The 17,050-nt window shown below is 69.3% G+C and carries 19 protein-coding genes; 6 read left to right on the top strand and 13 right to left on the bottom strand.

What is annotated here, in order from left to right; translation table 11 throughout:
* Positions 1 to 9 precede the first annotated feature (9 nt).
* The 4 genes from RZO50_RS04430 to RZO50_RS04415 form a co-directional block, all read right to left on the bottom strand.
* The gene (locus RZO50_RS04430) at positions 10 to 1,527 is read right to left on the bottom strand and encodes an RNA polymerase sigma factor (protein ID WP_322598467.1); all 1,518 of its coding nucleotides are present in this window, start codon (positions 1,525 to 1,527) and stop codon (positions 10 to 12) included.
* Positions 1,528 to 1,545: 18 nt separating this feature from the next.
* A complete protein-coding gene (locus tag RZO50_RS04425; protein ID WP_322598466.1) occupies positions 1,546 to 2,301 on the bottom strand; it encodes a L,D-transpeptidase in 756 nt (251 codons plus the stop codon).
* Positions 2,302 to 2,319: 18 nt separating this feature from the next.
* Positions 2,320 to 2,772, bottom strand: coding sequence for a hypothetical protein (locus tag RZO50_RS04420; protein WP_322598465.1), 453 nt, complete (start codon positions 2,770 to 2,772; stop codon positions 2,320 to 2,322).
* 123 nt (positions 2,773 to 2,895) lie between these two features.
* On the bottom strand, positions 2,896 to 3,477 hold the full coding sequence (locus tag RZO50_RS04415; RefSeq protein WP_322598464.1) for a TetR/AcrR family transcriptional regulator: 582 nt from the start codon (positions 3,475 to 3,477) through the stop codon (positions 2,896 to 2,898).
* A 26-nt stretch (positions 3,478 to 3,503) separates the two neighbouring features.
* Between RZO50_RS04415 and RZO50_RS04410 the strand changes: the two genes are divergently transcribed.
* Positions 3,504 to 3,965: a DUF3995 domain-containing protein gene (locus tag RZO50_RS04410; protein ID WP_322598463.1), complete on the top strand. Its 462-nt coding sequence runs from the start codon at positions 3,504 to 3,506 to the stop codon at positions 3,963 to 3,965.
* A 74-nt stretch (positions 3,966 to 4,039) separates the two neighbouring features.
* Entirely contained in the window at positions 4,040 to 4,663 is a 624-nt protein-coding gene (locus tag RZO50_RS04405; RefSeq protein WP_322598462.1) for a molybdopterin-dependent oxidoreductase, read from the top strand.
* Positions 4,664 to 4,732: 69 nt separating this feature from the next.
* Here RZO50_RS04405 and RZO50_RS04400 read toward each other — a convergent pair whose 3' ends face one another.
* Complete coding sequence (locus RZO50_RS04400; protein WP_322598461.1) at positions 4,733 to 5,104, bottom strand: DUF2834 domain-containing protein; 372 nt, start codon at positions 5,102 to 5,104, stop codon at positions 4,733 to 4,735.
* An 81-nt stretch (positions 5,105 to 5,185) separates the two neighbouring features.
* Here RZO50_RS04400 and RZO50_RS04395 point away from each other — a divergent pair, with 81 nt between their 5' ends.
* A complete protein-coding gene (locus tag RZO50_RS04395) occupies positions 5,186 to 5,620 on the top strand; it encodes an MmcQ/YjbR family DNA-binding protein (protein ID WP_322598460.1) in 435 nt (144 codons plus the stop codon).
* Between the two features lie 169 nt (positions 5,621 to 5,789).
* Here RZO50_RS04395 and RZO50_RS04390 read toward each other — a convergent pair whose 3' ends face one another.
* The 3 genes from RZO50_RS04390 to dnaB form a co-directional block, all read right to left on the bottom strand.
* A complete protein-coding gene (locus tag RZO50_RS04390; protein ID WP_322598748.1) occupies positions 5,790 to 6,431 on the bottom strand; it encodes a recombinase family protein in 642 nt (213 codons plus the stop codon).
* A gap of 175 nt (positions 6,432 to 6,606) precedes the next feature.
* On the bottom strand, positions 6,607 to 7,746 hold the full coding sequence (locus RZO50_RS04385) for a Fic family protein (RefSeq protein ID WP_322598459.1): 1,140 nt from the start codon (positions 7,744 to 7,746) through the stop codon (positions 6,607 to 6,609).
* A 293-nt stretch (positions 7,747 to 8,039) separates the two neighbouring features.
* The gene (gene dnaB / locus RZO50_RS04380) at positions 8,040 to 9,407 is read right to left on the bottom strand and encodes a replicative DNA helicase (RefSeq protein ID WP_322598458.1); all 1,368 of its coding nucleotides are present in this window, start codon (positions 9,405 to 9,407) and stop codon (positions 8,040 to 8,042) included.
* 570 nt (positions 9,408 to 9,977) lie between these two features.
* Here dnaB and RZO50_RS04375 point away from each other — a divergent pair.
* A complete protein-coding gene (locus RZO50_RS04375; RefSeq protein WP_322598457.1) occupies positions 9,978 to 11,033 on the top strand; it encodes a hypothetical protein in 1,056 nt (351 codons plus the stop codon).
* A gap of 89 nt (positions 11,034 to 11,122) precedes the next feature.
* Positions 11,123 to 12,664, top strand: a complete 1,542-nt coding sequence (locus RZO50_RS04370) for an LPXTG cell wall anchor domain-containing protein (protein ID WP_322598456.1) — start codon at positions 11,123 to 11,125, stop codon at positions 12,662 to 12,664.
* 91 nt (positions 12,665 to 12,755) lie between these two features.
* On the opposite strand, the gene rplI is transcribed toward RZO50_RS04370, so the two are convergent.
* Genes rplI through rpsF form a run of 4 tightly spaced genes read right to left on the bottom strand, consistent with a single transcriptional unit; the run spans position 12,756 to position 14,407 of the window.
* Complete coding sequence (gene rplI, locus RZO50_RS04365; RefSeq protein ID WP_322598455.1) at positions 12,756 to 13,208, bottom strand: 50S ribosomal protein L9; 453 nt, start codon at positions 13,206 to 13,208, stop codon at positions 12,756 to 12,758.
* A 10-nt stretch (positions 13,209 to 13,218) separates the two neighbouring features.
* Positions 13,219 to 13,473, bottom strand: a complete 255-nt coding sequence (gene rpsR, locus RZO50_RS04360) for a 30S ribosomal protein S18 (RefSeq protein WP_040168021.1) — start codon at positions 13,471 to 13,473, stop codon at positions 13,219 to 13,221.
* A 44-nt stretch (positions 13,474 to 13,517) separates the two neighbouring features.
* Entirely contained in the window at positions 13,518 to 14,021 is a 504-nt protein-coding gene (locus RZO50_RS04355; protein WP_194384110.1) for a single-stranded DNA-binding protein, read from the bottom strand.
* A gap of 5 nt (positions 14,022 to 14,026) precedes the next feature.
* A complete protein-coding gene (gene rpsF / locus RZO50_RS04350; RefSeq protein ID WP_322598454.1) occupies positions 14,027 to 14,407 on the bottom strand; it encodes a 30S ribosomal protein S6 in 381 nt (126 codons plus the stop codon).
* A 200-nt stretch (positions 14,408 to 14,607) separates the two neighbouring features.
* Between rpsF and RZO50_RS04345 the strand changes: the two genes are divergently transcribed.
* Positions 14,608 to 15,843: a hypothetical protein gene (locus RZO50_RS04345; protein WP_322598453.1), complete on the top strand. Its 1,236-nt coding sequence runs from the start codon at positions 14,608 to 14,610 to the stop codon at positions 15,841 to 15,843.
* Here the strand turns inward: RZO50_RS04345 and RZO50_RS04340 are convergent.
* Complete coding sequence (locus tag RZO50_RS04340; RefSeq protein WP_322598452.1) at positions 15,820 to 16,995, bottom strand: mechanosensitive ion channel family protein; 1,176 nt, start codon at positions 16,993 to 16,995, stop codon at positions 15,820 to 15,822. The two genes, RZO50_RS04345 and RZO50_RS04340, sit on opposite strands and share 24 nt — an antisense overlap.
* Positions 16,996 to 17,050 lie beyond the last annotated feature (55 nt).

Here is a 17,050-nt window from a genome sequence, read left to right as displayed (position 1 = left end):
GAAGCCGCGTCAGCCGGCCGGCGTCGCTTGGGCCTCCGCCGTCGCGACGGCTTGGCCGCCGGGCCCGATCGCGGTGAGCGTGAAGCGGGCGCTCTGCGGGCCGCAGCGTTCGGCGACGCCCGCCAGAGCCACCTCATCGTCGCCCCAGCTGCCGCCGAGGCGCGCGGTGTCGGCGTCGCTCGACGACCAGGTGACGCGATAGAGGAACGGTGTTTCGTCGGGGCATCCGTCGACGCCGACCCAGACCGCGGACACCCGAACGGTCGGTGCCGGCGATGCGGGCTGAGTCGTCTCAGGGGCGGGCTCGCTCGGCGCCGGAGCCGGCACCGTCGGGGTGGGCACCGGCGATGACGGCGCGGGGGACGTGACCGGTGGCGTCGTCGAAGCGACCGGCGTCGGGCTCGCGGAGGCCGGGATCGAGGGGCCCGGGCTCGGGGTCGTCGTTTCGACCGGTGCCGGGGATCCCCGCACGCCGGCGACCACACCGACACCCGCCGCGAGGAGCAGCACGCCGGTGACGGCCAGGACGATCATCCCGGTCCGCTGCGACCGAGCGCGGTCCGCGCGGGCGACCCCGGCCGCCGGCGACACCGCCCCCTCACCGGCCTCGCCGTCCCGGACCCCGTCCCCGTCCCCGGCCTCGCCGTCCCCGGCCCCGGCCCCGGCCCCGTCTTCGGGTGCCGACGCGGCCGTCCACTCCGCGGGCACCGGAACGCCGTGGGCGGCGAGCGCCTGCGCGCTCGTGGCCCGCAGCGCCGGCGAGGCGGCGACGAAGGGCGCCGCGGCGAACGCGGCGAGGGTGACCGCAGCACGCCGCTGCCGGTCGGTGCACTCGGCACAGTTCTTCACGTGCCGGTCGATCACGCGCACCAGACGCGTGTCGAACTGTGTCGACGGTGCACGGTGCAGGTCGGCGGCGAGCGCCGCGCAGCCGGGGTTGCCCCTGCGCCACAGCATCCGCGCGCGGATCGCGACGCCGAGCCGTCCACGCATCCGATGCAGGGCCTGGTGGGCGGCGTTCGGGTCGATCCCCAGCTCTCCGGCGAGTTCGCGCGGTTCGAGGCCGTGCCGCAGGTGGAGGTCGAGGATGCTCGCGTCGCGTTCGCCGAGGGCGGCGGCAGCATCCCACACCAGATCGTGCGCCTCGGACCGGACCGCTTCGCGCTCGGGGTCGCCGAGGGCGCTGACGGTCGGGTCGCGCGGTTCGAGCATCCACTCCTCGTCGGTGGGCTGGGTGCGGCGTTCGTGGGCGAGCCGGTCGAGGGCTCTATTGCGCGACATGCGGAGCACCCACCCGCCGAACGCTCCGGGCTCGGCCAGGGTGTCGAGTTTCTGCCACGCCGTGAGGAAGACGTCTTGGGTGACGTCGGCGGCCCGGTCGCGGTCGCGGAGGATGCGCCACGACACCTCCCAGCACCGGTCGAACCACGCGTCGACCAGGCCGGCGAAGGCGTCGGGGGATCCGGCGCGGACCGCGTCGACGAGCTCGGCGTCGCGCCGTGCCTCGGGGCGTTCTGGACGCTCCACCAGGGTGTCCTTCCGTGGTCACGAGATCGTCACCGGTGTACCCAGGGGTAGCAGAGCGGCCAGTTCGGCGACAAGGGCGTTGTCGATGCGCAGGCACCCATGCGAGACGGCCTGCCCGATGCTGCCCGGCAGGTTGGTGCCGTGGATGCCGATCTGTCCGTCACCCCCGGCGAACTCGGTGAGCACGTCGGACCGGGCCGACAGCCCCAGCGCGTACGGGCCGTAGGCGCCGTTCGGGTCACCGGTGTCGAGTTTGTCGGTCACGTAGAACGATCCGGTCGGGGTGGGATGCTCGGGGTCGCCGATGGCGGTCGGGGTCGTCCACACCGCCGTGCCCGCGTCGAGGAGCGACAGCTCCCGGGCGGCGAGGTCGATGCGCACCTCGAGGGCGACCTCGCGCACCTCGGCGGCATCGGAGCGGATCCACCCGAGCGCCCCGTTCGGCCGGCCCGGGAGCATCACTTTGAGCCACCCCGAGCGGTCTGCATCGGTGACGAGCAGCACGGTCTGCGACCCGAAGCCGGTCGCCGCGTTCAACGTGCGGACCACCCCGCCGTCCGGTGCGTCGAAGACGTCGGCGGCGGCGGTGAGACGGGCGACCTGGGCGGGCTCGGCGGCGGCATCCGGGCCGGAGGTGTCGGCGGCGGTGCCCGGGGAGGCGGGGGCGGTCTGCACCGTCGCCTCCCCGGTGGTGCCGCATCCGGTCACGGTGAGTGCGCCGATCGTCAGGGCGCCCACGAGGGCGAGGGCGTTCCGGAGAGCTGCGGTGTGCATCACGGTGTCCTGGTGGTCTCAGCCCGTGAAGTCCGGGGTGCCGAGCAGCGGCAGGTCGGTGTCGCAGTCGACGATGACCTGGTGCCAGTCGGAGGCGTAGAACCCGGTGGTGGTGTGAAGGAGCGCCCGCACGTCGAACACGCCCTCGCCGGAGGGCACGGTGTCGTGCTCGGCGAGGTTCTGCGCGGTCGCACCGTTCTCGTCCATCCACTGCATCTCGATGCCGGTGGCGTTGTCGGGGGAGTGGTGAGTGGTGATGGCGTAGGTGATGCCCGCGCCCGGCTCGCACGTCGCGGAGGCCTCGATGAAGACCTTGGGGTCGGGCTCGAGGTCGCCGTCGAAGTCGTCGATGTCGGTGTGGGCCGTCGCGGTCGTCGGTGCCGCGGCCGCGGGTGCGGCGAGCAGCGTCGCGGGAAGACCCGCGACGAGGGTGAGAGCGAGGGCGGTTGCCGAGGTGAGGGTGGCGTTCATGATCGTCTCCTTGTCGGATGACGGGGCGGCTTCTCCGCTCCCGTTCACCAGGCCTGACGATCGACCGGCATCGCTCTTACAGGTTTGTGCGGATTTCTTTCCCGAACGACAGGCCACGACCGGTCATGGGTGGAGCAGGATCTCGAGCTCGCGTTCGTACGCCGCGTCGGCCTCGGGGTGGGAAGACGCATCGGGCGGAAGCGCCCGGGCGAGCTGGCCGGTTCCGACGTACGCGGCGTAGGTCAGCCGTGCCCGCGCGGCAGCCCGTGAGCCTGGCAAGCCGAGATCGAGATACACCTGCTCGAGGAACGCGACGCGTTCGGCGGCGGCACGCTTGATGACCGGGCCGACGGTCGGATCGTCGACCTGGGCCAGCAGGAGCGCGTCGATCGGGCTGTCGACCAGTTCGCCGAACGACTCGGTGAACAGCGCCCGGAGCCGCGCCTCCGGGTCGGCGATCGCTCGAAGGCGTTCGATGACGTCGAGCGTGGCCAGCTGGAGCCAGAGATCGAGCGCCTGCGCGATGAGGTCGGCCCGATCGTCGAAGTGCCAGTAGAAGCTGCCCTTGGTGATGCCGAGGCGGCGGGCGAGCGGTTCGATCTTCAGTCCGCCGACGCCTTCCTCGGCGATCAGGTCGATGGCGCCGCGCAGCCACTGGTCTTTGCCGACGCGCGTGTTGGCGTGCCGTGCCGGGTTGCCGTTCATCGGATCCATACAGTACCGTACGGAGTGTGTCCATACGCAATCGTACGGAGAAGGTCCGGACATCCGCCGGGCTCCTCGGTGCAGCCGTCGTCGGGGCGGCCGGTCTCGTCCACGCCGCGTGGGCGACGGGTTCGACCTGGCCCGCTGACTCCTCCGACGAACTCGCCGATCTCGTCGTCGGCACGCGTCCGATGCCGGGGGCGCCTGCGTGCGCAGCGGTCGCTGCGCTGCTCGGTGCCGCCTCGATCGCCACAACGCTGGCGACGGTGGGTGGGCAGGGACCGATCGGCAGGCTGACTCGGCGCGGTTCGACGTTCGCTGCGGGAGTTCTCGTGGTGCGGGGAGTCGGTGGTCTCGCCGTCGAAGCGCTGAACGTCGGAGACGTTGCACCCGAGTTCCGACGATGGAATCGTCGCCTGTACAGCCCGGTTTGCATCGCACTCGGTGTGCTGATCGGGTTGGGCGCCGGCGCCAAGGCTCAACGATGAACGCGCGTGGCCATCTTCGAGACGCTCGCCGATACTGGCCCCGTCGCAGGGTCGGGTTGCCGGCGGGGCAGCGCGTGCTCGACGTCTTCCCTCGCTTCGCCGACGATCCACGTCGCCGACCGCCCGAGGTGCCGGCCGAGCCGACGCTGAAGATCCGACAGCCGGCCGGCGACGAGCGCCTCGTTCCGGTGAGCGACCTTGTCGCAAGCGAGGCGGCCGTCGATCGCACAGTCGACTTTCACTGCGTCACCACCTGGAGCGTTCTCAACCAGACGTGGACCGGGGTGCCGCTGCGCACCTGGTGGGCCTCGACGATCGGCCCGCTCGACCAAACGCCGTTTGCTGTCGTCGTCGGTCTCGACGGCCACCGGGCGGTCTTCGTCGTCGACGACGTGTTCGCCGACGATGTGTTGCTCGCCTGGAACCTCAACGGTGAACCGCTCGATCATCGCCATGGTGCCCCACTGCGGCTCGTGAGCCCGGGGCAGTACGGCTACAAGAACGTCAAGCACGTCGCGGCGATCGAGCTGCACGCGGAACGACCGGTGAGCACACTCGGCGCCAAGGAACACCTCCGAGCCCGAGTCGCCGAAGAGGAACGACACAGCCGCTGGCCGGCATGGCTCGTGCGCTGGCCCTACCGCGCCCTGGTGCCGGCGACGGCCATCGCTGCCGAGCGCAGCGGTCGGCAGCGCTAGCGTCACCTCCCCCGAAGGGCACGGTGTCTTGCTCGGGCACCGACCGAGGACGGCCGGTCCCGGCGCGGTTCATGCCGTGCCGGGAGGCGGCGTTTCGTGTCGAGCGTTCTCCGCGCGGCGGGCGGCCAGCCGTCGCTCTCGCATCGCGAGCCACAGCGGAAAGGTGAAGGCGAACGCCGTCACCGCCGAGCCGACGATGTACAGCCCCGCGAACCGCATCCCGATGCGGCGCGATTCGACGATGATCAGGATGCTGCCTGCGATGGCCACCACCAGCAGATCGTTCGTGATCGACGACACCGCCGGCCCGCTCGAGACGAGATCGCCGATGAAGTCGTTCCCCTCGGCGATCGCGATCGCATTGAAAGTCCAGGTGATGACAAGACCCGCGATCGCGAGCACGAGGTAGGCGATGGCGAGCGGAGTCCAGTGACGGGTCATGCGCCCATTGTCGCGGCCCGATGCGGGGGCATGTCGCCCGACCCCTCCCGGTGTGGGTGATGTGCGGCGTAGGCTCGCGCCGTGGCCACCCTCGACGACGTGCGCAGGATCGCCGACCGCCTGCCCGGAAGCGAGGAGCGTGCGATGACAGGTGGCGCGGCGTGGTCGGTGCGCAGAAAGCTGTACGCCTGGGAGTGCCACCCGTGGCCCAGCATCCCCGACGACATCCGCGCGATCGTCGCAAGCGAGCTCGTCGTCGCGGTCAAGATCGCGGACCGAATGGATGGACTCGCCCTCGTCCAGATGGAGCCCGACGTGTTCCTGCGGACGACCACACCCTGGAGTGAGCCCAAGGTGGCCTTCCGGATGGCCGCGATCTCGGCGGACCATCTGACCGAGCTGGTCACCGATGCCTGGCGCGTTCAGGCTCCGAAGTACCTTCGCCACGAGTTCGATGCGGCTATCGCCGACGCGCACGCGACCGCGCCCATGACTCCGTCACGACGCGATCGCTGACGGGGGGCAAGAGCCTCCGCGCCTGCCACCCATAGGAGAGTGTCGAAGCCGAGCCGCAGTTGGCGCGCAGGCGAGTCGACGTCGAGTCCTTCGATCTATGCCGGCCAGGAAGCCGTCGGCCGAATGTCGCCGGGCGTGATTCCGTGCGTGAGGGCGAAGTCGTGGATGTTCACGCCATGTACAAAGCGATCGCCTCGCGGATCAACTCCGACCGGGACTTGTGTTCACGGGCGGCACGGGCGTCAGTGGCGAGTTCGTCCACGGTCAGTCGGAGCGTCACCACCTGCGCAGGCTCCGCTCCCCGCCCTGGGCGTCCGCGTCCGCGGCGCTGTAGGGCGTCGACGTCGTAGCCGGCTTCGCCCTCGTTTGCCCATGCCGTGCCCTTCAGGTGGCCCTTCGCGCGGGCCACCGCCATTCCTTCCTTCGTGCGCATGCTGATCAGGTCGCGTTCAAACTCGGCCACCATGGCGAGCACGTTGAACAGCAGCCGCCCCACCGGGTCGGTGGGGTCGTACCTGCTGCCACCGAGACTGAGCGCAACCCCTTTCATCGTCAGTTCATCAGCGATATCACGTGCGTCCCGCACTGAACGGGCGAGCCGGTCGAGCTTGGTGACGACGAGAGTGTCGCCTTCCCTGACAGCGGCGAGGGCCTCTCGAAGTCCGGGTCTGGCGCGGTTGGTACCGGTCAACCCGTGATCGACGTACATGTTCGAATCGAGAACCCCGAGGCGCAACAGCGCATCCCGCTGTGAAGTGAGGTCCTGATCGGCAGTGGAGACTCTGGCATAGCCAATCTGTATTCCATACATGCTGCCGAGCGTGCCCGCCGCAGCGCGCAGGCGCACCTGGGATGGATCCCCGGGATCCTCCTGCGCGCAGTGGCGCGCGCGAAACGGAATGCGTGGGCTGGGTCAACCTTGAGGTCGTCCCCGACGGTCGCGCTCAGCGCGTTCGCAAGCGGATGGTGTGCGCGGGCCCCTCGAGTCAGCGGGCTTCCCGGCGTCCCGCGCGTTGCGCGAACCGGTCGATGGCAGCGAGGACTTCGTCGCTGCTCCAGAATGGGCCGAGTCCGTGTTCGGCCTTCGACTTCAGAATGCCGGCGTCGACGAGCGCGGTGAGCGGTGGGTAGATGTTCGGCTGCTGAACCTCTAGCTCGGCTGCAGCTGCTGCTGACGTGAGCACTGGGCGCCGGACGAGCACGTCCAATAGCTTCCAGGCGTTGCTCGACCGTCGAACCGTGAGGCGCCGGTCCCAGCCCATGCGGATCTCATCCAGTTCCGCGACGAGTTCGCGGGTGTTGCCGACCGCCCGCATTGCGGCGCCCGCGAATGCCGACACGATGGGTGAGATATCGCCCTCGCGGTACGCGGTGAGCGCGTGGTGGTATCCCTCGACGTCGGCGAGCAGGCCAGCAGACACGGGCACGGCGACGTTCAGCGTCACCCGCCGGTGCCGCATCAGCGACTGCGCCAGAGCGCGGCCCGTGCGGCCGTTGCCGTCGGTGAACGGGTGGATCGTTTCGAACTGGGCATGCGCGACGGCGACCTGGACGAGCGGAGCGATGTCCGCTCGTCGCGCGAACGCCGTCACGTCCTCGATCAGCGCTTCGATTCGCGAGTGGTGCGGCGCGACGAACTCGGCCCCAATCGGGCTGTCACTGCGTGTGCCGATCCAGACCGCTTCATCACGCCACTGTCCCGGCGTGTGGCGCGACTGCCCGGCCATCAGCACTTCATGCATCCGTGCAATCGAGTCAGGCGTGACGTCGTCTGCGAGTTCGATCGCTGCGGTCATCGCGCGGGTGTTGGCGGTGACCATTTCCGCGTTGCGGCTTGTTTTCGCTCCGAGTTCTGCACTGAAGATCGCGCGAGCGGATGCGGTGATGTTCTCGATCTGCGACGACGACGCGGCCTCCGACCGCAGCAACACAGGCGCGAATGCAGCGACGCGTCCGCCCAGCTCGGCATCGAGCCGACTCAGTTCCCGTGCGGCAACATCTGCCGCGGCAGCCGCTTCCGGTGAGGGAACCGGCCCAAGCTGCGCGATCGCAGCCGGGACGGTCGACCGGTACGTCGCCCCCCGGGCGGTGCGTTCAGCATCCGCTCCCCAGATCGTGCTCGGCACCCACGTCTGCGGCTCCCAGTCCAGCGAGGGCCAACCGACAGCACTCGATGATGTCGTCATAATCGCCCTCCGAGTCCTTATGAGAAACCTCGTTACTCATAATTTCACCCTCTTGAGTTATGAGCAACATCGGCAACCGCGGAGACCGGAAGCCGGTCGCTCAACGAGCGTTCTCTCGATCGGACGCGCTTCAATTCCGACGTCACCGCATCAAGGGATCGGATTCTCATAAGACCCGCGCGGATGGATTCTCACTTGCCGGGGCCTTTGCGCGCATGCGTCGCGGCGCTGCGTCAGACCTCGGGGGCCATGTCCGTAAACCGGGAGAAGTGGCCCTGGAAGGCGACGGTGATGGTGTCGGTGGGGCCGTTTCGGTGCTTGGCGACGATCAGGTCGGCCTCGCCGGCGCGGGGGCTGTCCTTCTCATAGGCGGCCTCGCGATGCAGCAGCACCACCATGTCGGCGTCCTGCTCGATCGATCCCGATTCACGCAGGTCGCTCAGGGCGGGCTTTTTGTCCTGACGCTGCTCCGGACCACGGTTCAGCTGCGACAGCGCGATCACCGGCACACCGAGTTCCTTCGCGAGCAGCTTCAGTGCACGCGAGAACTCACTGACCTCCTGCTGGCGCGACTCGACGCGCTTACCGCTGGTCATCAGCTGCAGGTAGTCGATGACGACCATCTTCAGGCCCGCCCGCTGCTTGAGCCGTCGGCACTTCGCGCGGATCTCGACGAGGGTCATGTTGGGGCTGTCGTCGATGTAGAGCGGGGCGTCGTTGATCTTGCCTCGGGTGGCGGCGATAGTCGTCCAGTCGCGGTTGTCGAGGGTTCCCTTGCGCATCGACTGGAGGGGGATCGCGCCCTCGGCGCTCATGAGACGCATCGCGATCTCGCTTCGACCCATCTCGAGGGAGAAGAAGATCGTCGGCATGTCGTGCTTGATCGCCGCGGCGCGGGCGAAGTCGAGCGCGAGCGTGGACTTACCCATCGCGGGACGGGCGGCGATGATGATCATCTGCCCGGGGTGCAGGCCGTTGGTGAGCTGGTCGAGACCGGAGAACCCGGTCGGGATGCCGGTCATCTGACCGTCTCGACCGCGCGCGGCCTCGATCTCCTCCACCGCCGCGTCGACCGCGATCGTCAGCGGAACGTAGTCCTCGGTGGTGTCATCGCCCGAGACGTTGTAGATCTCGGCCTGGGCGTTGTTGACCAGGTCGAGCGGGTCGCCCTGGCCCTCATACCCCATCTGCACGATGCGGGTTCCCGCATCCACCAACCGGCGCAGCAGCGCGCGCTCGGCGACGATCGACGCGTAATAGCCGGCGTTGGCCGCCGTCGGCACGATCGAGGTCAGGGTGTGCAGGTAGTCGGCGCCGCCGGCCCGCTGCAGCTCACCGGTCTTGATGAGCTCGTCGGTGACGGCGACCACGTCGGTGGGCTCACCGTGCGAGTAAAGGCTGAGGATGGCCTCGAAGATCAGCTCGTGCTTGGGCACGTAGAAATCGGTGCCGCGGAGGGTCTCGATGACGTCGGCGACGGCATCCTTCGACAGCAGCATTCCGCCCAGGGCGCTCTGCTCGGCGAGGAAGTCGTGCGGCGGGGTGCGCTCGTTCTCGCGGGGTGCACCGAGTCGGTCGGGTGAGATGTCGGCGATCGACACGGGCGTCCCTTCTGGTTGACGTCGGCACCCCCGGTGACGCGCGCACGCACAGCGCTCGCGTCGGGTGGCATGACGAACGGATCAGCGTCCGCTCCCGTGTCTCGATGGGAGCACGAACCCCCGACACGGCCGTCGGCGCCGACGACTCCACGCCCACCCCCATGGGCAGACCTTCACGGTAGAGACACGATTCCCCAGGTGCAAAATGCCCTGTGGATAACTCTGTGGACAGGATGAGAACAACTCGGGGACGGGTGTGAACAACAGCTGTGGAAAACTCTCCGAACTGTGGAGAGTCGGAACTTTTTTATCCGGCTTTACCTGGGGTTCCTTTATCCACCGGCTGTGGATAGAGATTGTGTTTGAAGTTCCTGTTGAGAGTTGCCCGTCGCGACGCCGTCTGTGCACAGATCGGTGATTTCCGCAACTGAACGCCAGGGCGGATTCCGCAACCACAGGTCTTTACAGCGTGCGCCCCCAGGAGTACATTTCGACCCACACCGCGGCATCCCAACGCACGGGAAACACCGCTCCGGGGGGAGCAGGGATGACGCGAAGGGGGTGAGGTCGATGCGCGAGACGACAGCTCGGATGCTGACGCACGCGCAGCGCCTTCTGCTGTTCGCGCTCGGCCTCGGCTTGCTCTGGACTGCCGCCGCGATCCTGCTGCACACTCCCTCGGCCGGCGCCGCAGAAGACGACGACGGAGGCCTGCTCGGCGCGGCCACGTCGGTCGTCGAGGGCGCGACGGGCGCGGTCGACGAGGTCGCGGAGACGACCCTCGACACGGCCGCGACCGTCGTGGCACCGGTCGTCGAGACCGTCGCCGAACCGGTCGCCACACACGCCCCGGCCCCCGTCGCGAAGGTCGTCGCACCTGTGACCGAGGCCGCTCCCGACGTCGTCGCCCCGGTCGTCGAGACCGTGAAGCAGACCGTCAACACCGCCACCAGCACCGTCGACGGCGGCGCCGGGGAGGTCGCAGACACCGTCGAGACCGTTGTGAGCTCAGGCCCCGTCTCGAGCGTCACCAGCCCCGTCGTCGACCTCGTTTCAGACGTGCCGATCGTCGGAGACGTCGCCGAGGGCATCGGCCTCGGTGAGGCCATCGACGACACCGCGACGGTGATCGACTCGACCGTCGGCACCGTCGTCGTCGGAGACATCGTCGCCGACCCGGTGCCGCCCGTGGTCGTGATCCCCGAACTCGACACCCCGGTGATCCCGGCCGTTCCCGCACCGTCGGTGGACGCCCCGGCACTCATCGCCGCCGGCATCACCGCGGAAGAGACCTCAGCGGCCGTGACCACGGTCGCTGCCGCGATGGCGGCGGCCTGGTGGGCGCAGAACGGCTCGTGGGCGCCCTCGGCGCTCGCCACCGCCATGGGCGCCGCCGCGATCGCCGGCGCCGCCGCCACCCGCCTGCTGAGTCCGCACGGGGCCCCCGCCGGCACCCCCGGCGCCGCCGGGAACGGGAGCCTCGCGGCAGCATCCGCGGCGCAGCCGCCGGCCGGCATGCTCGGCGACACCTGGCGCAGCCTTCTTCTCGCGGGCCCGCCCCGCTCCCACGTCGACGACGCTCTGCCCGGAGCGCCGGTCTACGACACCGACTCGACTCCTGACTGACGGTATCGAGCCGCACCGTTCTGCGTGCGGCAGATGATCCGGCACGCCATCCGGCGTGCTGTCGATACCTCACTCAAGGAGTCTTTGAAATGCACACCATCGTCAAGCGTGCCCTGTGGGGCGCGCTCATCGGAGGAGGAATCTCCCTCCTCGGTGCCGGGGTCGCCCAGGCCGCCGACACATCCGGAGAAGACGGGCTGCTCTCGGGCACCCAGGCCCTCGTCGACGTCGACGCACCCATCACGGTGAGCGGAAACGCAATCTCGGTGCTCGGCGACTCGCACTCGGAGGGTGCCGACACCCAGGCGCCCGCACCGGCTCCCACCCCGGAGGCCTCCACCTCCGGCAGCGACGGCGCCGCATCCGGGTCGCAGGCGATCGTCACCGTCGAGGTGCCGATCACCGTCTCGGGCAACGCCGTCTCGGTCGCCGGCGACAGCCACTCCGACGGGGCGCACACCTCGTCGGGTGGCTCGTCGGGTTCGGCACCTGAGGCCTCCACCTCGGGGGATGACAGCGTGGCGGGCGGCACCCAGGGTGTCGTGTCGGTCGACGCGCCGGTCACCGTGAGCGGCAACGCCATCTCGGTGCTCGGCGACAGTGAGTCGACGGATGCCTCCACGGGCACCACCGGAAGCGGCACCAGTGGAGACGACACCGCGGCGAACACGTCGGGAGACGACAGCGTCGCCGGTGGCACCCAGGTCGTCGCTCCGGTCGAGGCGCCCGTGACGGTCGGCGGCAACGGCATCTCCGTCATCGGCGACAGCGAATCCACCGACGCCACCACCGGCAACAGCGGGGGACACGGCAGCGAGACCACCGGTGCCACTACCGGAGACGACAGCCTCCTCGGCGGAACCCAGGTCATCGCTCCGGTCGAAGCGCCCGTCACTGTCGGCGGTAACGGCATCTCCGTCATCGGCGACAGCCAGTCCACCGACGCCACCACCGGCAACGGCGGACACGGCAGCGAGACCACCGGCACCACCACCGGAGACGACAGCCTCCTCGGCGGCACCCAGGTCATCGCACCCATCGCGGCACCCGTGACGATCGGCGGCAACGCCATCTCCGTCATCGGCGACAGCGAATCGACCAACGCCACCACCGGCAACGGGGGCGGTTCGAACGGGGGAGACAGCACCACCGGCGGTTCGGACTCGATCCTCGGCGGCACCCGGGTGCTGCTGCCGATCGAGCTGCCGATCACGATCGGGGGGAACGCCATCTCGGTGATCGGCGACTCGGAGACGACCTCGCCGACGACGCCGGGTACGCCCGGCGACCCGACGGACCCGACCGACCCGACCGACCCGACCGACCCGACGGAACCGACCGACCCGACCGACCCGACCGACCCGACCGACCCGACCGAGCCGACGGACCCGACCGACCCCGGGACGCCCATCGATCCCGGTACGCCGGCCGGCCCGACGACACCCTCGACTCCGGTGACCCCGGCGTCGTCGGGTAGCCCGGTCACGGTGACGGCGATGCCGGCCGCGGCGGGTACCACGGCGGTCCTGGCCGCCACGGGCGGGCATGTCGCCGGCTGGGCGGCAGGTTTCGGCCTGCTGATGCTCCTCGCCGGCCTCGTGCTGGCACGTCGCCGGACGTCGATCAGCTGACCTGACCCGCTCCACCCGCACAAAAGCGGATGCCGCGGCCCCGAAACGGGACCGCGGCATCCGCGGTGCTCGGGCGAGGCCCGAAACAGCCTTACTTGGCGGCGACCACCTGGAGGGCGATCACGGCGGTCAGGTCGTCGCGCAGACGAACCGTGGCCTCGTGCTCGCCGACCGACTTGATCGGCGACGTGATGTGGATCTTGCGCTTGTCGAGGTCGCCGAGACCGGCGTCCTTGACGGCGTTGGCCACGTCGGTGGTCTTGACCGAACCGAACAGGCGACCCTCAGCGCCGGCCTTGACCGACAGCTTGACGGTGGCGGCCTCGAGGGCCGTCTTCAGCGCCACGGCCTCTTCGTGGTCGTGGATCGCGCGGGCGTCACGAGCAGCGCGGATCGACGCGACCTGCTTCTCGCCACCGCGGCTCCATGCCACTGCGAAACCCTGGGGAATGAGGAAGTTGCGGGCGTACCCGTTCTTGACCTCGACAACGTCACCGGCGCTACCCAGCCCGGAGACCTCGCTCGTGAGAATCAGCTTTGCCATCAGATACTCCTTAGCGGCCAGCGCCGGCGTAAGGCAGGAGCGCCATTTCGCGCGCGTTCTTGATCGCCTTGGCGATCAGACGCTGCTCCTGCACCGAGACACCGGTGATACGACGGGCACGGATCTTGCCGCGCTCGGAGATGAACTTGCGAAGCGTGGCGACGTCCTTGTAATCGATGACGCCCACGCGGATCGACTTCGCGGGAGCGGCGTTCTTCGCGCCCTTCCGCGGCTTGCGGCGGTCGCCGCTCGACTTTCCAGCCATGGTTTTCCTTTACGTGTGAATCTGAGTCAGGTTGCGGTACTCGATCAGAACGGCGTGTCGTCGCCGTACGAGGTACCGGGAGCGCTCCATGCGTCGGCGCCGCCCTGGTTCGACCCGGGGGTCGACCACGGCTCATCCGACACCTGCGGACGGGACTGTCCGCCGCCGCCTCCGCCGCCGCCACCCTGCGTGCGGGTGACCTGGGCGGTCGCGTAGCGCAGCGACGGGCCGATCTCGTCGACCTCGAGCTCGATCGCGGTGCGGTTGTTGCCCTCGCGGTCCTGGTAGGACCGCTGGCGCAGACGACCCTGGGCGATGACGCGCATGCCCTTGGTCATCGAACCGGCGACGTGCTCGGCGAAGTCGCGCCAGCAGGACGCGCGGAGGAACAGCGCTTCGCCGTCCTTCCACTCGTTCGCCTGGCGGTCGAAGGTGCGCGGCGTCGACGCGATCGTGAAGTTCGCGACGGGAAGTCCGTTCTGCGTGTAGCGCAGCTCCGGGTCGGCGGTCAGGTTGCCGACGACGGTGATGACGGTCTCACCGGCCATGAGCGTTACGCGTCCTTCTTGGCCTTCGCGGGAGCGGCAGCCTTGCGGGCGGCCTTCTCCTCGGAGCGCTTCTGCTCGGCGGCGACCAGAGCGATCGCTTCCTCAGCGCGCAGGACCTTGGTGCGCATGATGCGCTCGTCGAGCTTCAGCTGACGGTCGAGCTCCGACGTGGCCTCGCTCGACGCGGTGAAGTTGACGACGGCGTAGATGCCCTCGGTCTTCTTCTGGATCTCGTAAGCCAGACGGCGGCGGCCCCAGATGTCGACGTTGTCGATCGAGCCACCATCGTTGGTGATGACCTTCAGGAACTTGTCGAGGTTCGGGCCGACCTGGCGCTCGTCGACCTCGGGGTCCAGGATCACCATGAGTTCGTACTGATGCGTCACTTACCCACCTCCTTCGGACTAGAACGGCTGACGGGCATTTCCCATCAGCAGGAGGGTGTGTTGCACGTTGTCACGACACGCGGCATGGTGCGGCGCGCAGACAACCCTCCCATGGTACCGGATGTCGACGTGGCGGCCGAATCCGTCCTCGGCTGCGGTGCGCACCGTGCCCCGCACGCATCCTGAGTAGCGTGGGCGCCATGTCGTTCGACGCACGACCTCTCACCGGCCCCGTCGACCCCGCGGCCGTCCGGGCGCACGCCCACGCGATGCGGCAGGCGGTGGGGTCGGGGTGGAACGCCGGCCGGATCGGCACGGTGCTCGCCTTCGCCGTGATCGCCCTCGTGGTGACGCCCGTCTTCTTCACCATGTTCATCGCGATCGCCGTCGGGCTCGGCTCGCAGATCGGCTGGTGGGCGCTGCTGGTGATCGCGGTACCCGCCCTGGCGTTCTTCGGCGTCGCGGTCGCGCTCGGTCTCGGATTCTTCGGCGCGTGGCGGGGCACCCGCGAACGCCGCTACCGGCTCGACGCGTTCGCGCGGGCCAATCGGCTGCGCTACCTGCCGGGGATCGCCTCACCGCCCCTGCCGGGAATGATCTTCCGGCACGGTTCGTCACGGCGGTCCACCGACGTGGTGCGCGGCGAGCGGCCGCGCTTCGTGGAGTTCGGCAACTACCGCTACAGCACCGGGAGCGGCAAGAACCGCACCACCCACCGCTGGGGGTACGTCGCGGTCAAGCTCGACATCCCCCTCCCGCACATCGTGCTCGACGCGACGAGCAACAACGGGCTGTTCGGTTCGAACCTGCCGATGTCGTACCGCAAAGAGCAGCGGCTCAGCCTCGAGGGCGACTTCGACCGCTACTTCTCGCTGTTCTGCCCGCGCGGGTACGAAAGCGATGCGCTCTACCTGTTCACGCCCGACATCATGGCGAGATTCATCGACAGCGCCGCGGCACTGGATGTCGAGATCGTCGACGACTGGCTGTTCTTCTACACCAAGCGCGAGGCCGTGACCCTCGACCCGGCGAGCTGGGCATGGTTGTTCGGAGCGGTCGCGGCGATGCTCGACAAGCTCGCCCAGTGGGAGCGGTGGCGCGACGACCGGCTTCGGGCGGCCGCGACCTCCTCGTCTCACCCGGGCCCGACGGGTCCGTCAGAGAGCGCGTCGGCGACCGATCCCGCGGCGATGCCCGCCTCCGTCGTCGCCGAGCCCTCGGATGCCCCGGGTGCCCCGGCGGCGGCAGGGCACACCGCCGTTCACGCGGCCACCCCCTTCGACGCGCCGCCCGGGGTCCTCGGACCCCCTCCCGGCGTCGCCCCGCCGGGCCGGCGGTTGAGCACCGGGGTGCGCCGGTCGACGATCATCCTCATCGCGATCATCGTGGGCTGGTGGGCGCTGACGTGGGTGCTACCCCTGCTTTTCGCCTGGTAGCGCCGCCCCCGGTCCGGAACCGTCGCGGGCGTTGAGCTCACCCGCGGGCGTCGGCGCGCTGACCGCGCGCTGGTCATCCATCCGCACGCGCTGCAGGGGAAGTGCCTCGGGGAACTCGTTGCGCACCCACACCGCGAGCTTCTCGCGCACCAGGCAGCGCAACGACCACATCTTGTCCGAATCCGCCGCACTGACCATGATCCGCACCTGCAGCAGTCCACCCACCGCGTCGGTGACCACGACGCCGCTGCCCACACCGTCCCACAGGTCGGTTTCGGCGAGGACCCGGTCGAGCTCCTTGCGCATCGCATCCACATCGACCCGCCAGTCCAGGTCGAAGTACACCGTTCCCAGCAGAGCCTTGCCGAGCTTGGTCCAGTTCTCGAACGGGGTGGTGGTGAAGTAGGTGCACGGCAGCACGAGGGTGCGCTGATCCCACACCTCGAGCACGACGTAGCTGAGGGTGATCTCGCGGATCTTGCCCCACTCGCCCTGGACGACCACGACATCGCCGACGCGGATCGCTTCGCTGAAGGCCAGCTGCACCCCGGCGAACAGGTTTCCGAGGATCGACTGGGCCGCGAGACCGGCGACGATGGATGCGACACCGGCCGAGGCGAGCACACTGGCCCCGACAGCGCGCACCTGATCGAAGGTCATGAGGATCGCGCCGAGCGCGAAGATGACGATCACCGCCACCACGAGGCGCCGGATGATCTGCAGCTGCGTGCGGGCCTTCCGTGCCGAGAAACTCTCGCTCTCGGTCAGCTTGTAGCGCTTGGTGCCGCTGTCGACGAAGAAGAGGAACACCTGCGCGAGCAGCCACGCCGACGACGCGATGAGCGAGATGCCCAGGACGTGCTGCACCCCGGTCCGCAGATCGTCCCCGGGCAGGGCGATGGTCGCGACGAAGATCGAGATGATCAGGATGGTCGTGCGGAACGGCCACGCGAGTCGCTGATGAAGATCGTGCGCCCACGGCATCCGCCGGCCGACGAGGGAGAGGATGATCGCCACCACGATCGCGATGCCGATCGCGATGCCCACCGCGATCGCGAGAGCCATGCTGAACCCGGTCCACGTGCGCCAACCCTCCTGCAGGGCCTCCGTCACGTTCTCGCCGAGGTTGTCGTCGTCGGTGGTGAGGAACACACCACTCCCTTCCGTCGTGTGCCTCCACGGTAGGCACCCGCCGGTGGCGCGGGGC

Source organism: Microbacterium xanthum, from assembly GCF_034531355.1.
GTDB lineage: Bacteria > Actinomycetota > Actinomycetes > Actinomycetales > Microbacteriaceae > Microbacterium > Microbacterium xanthum.
Note: the sequence above shows the minus strand (reverse complement) of the source record. Positions and strands in the feature narration are given on the sequence as shown.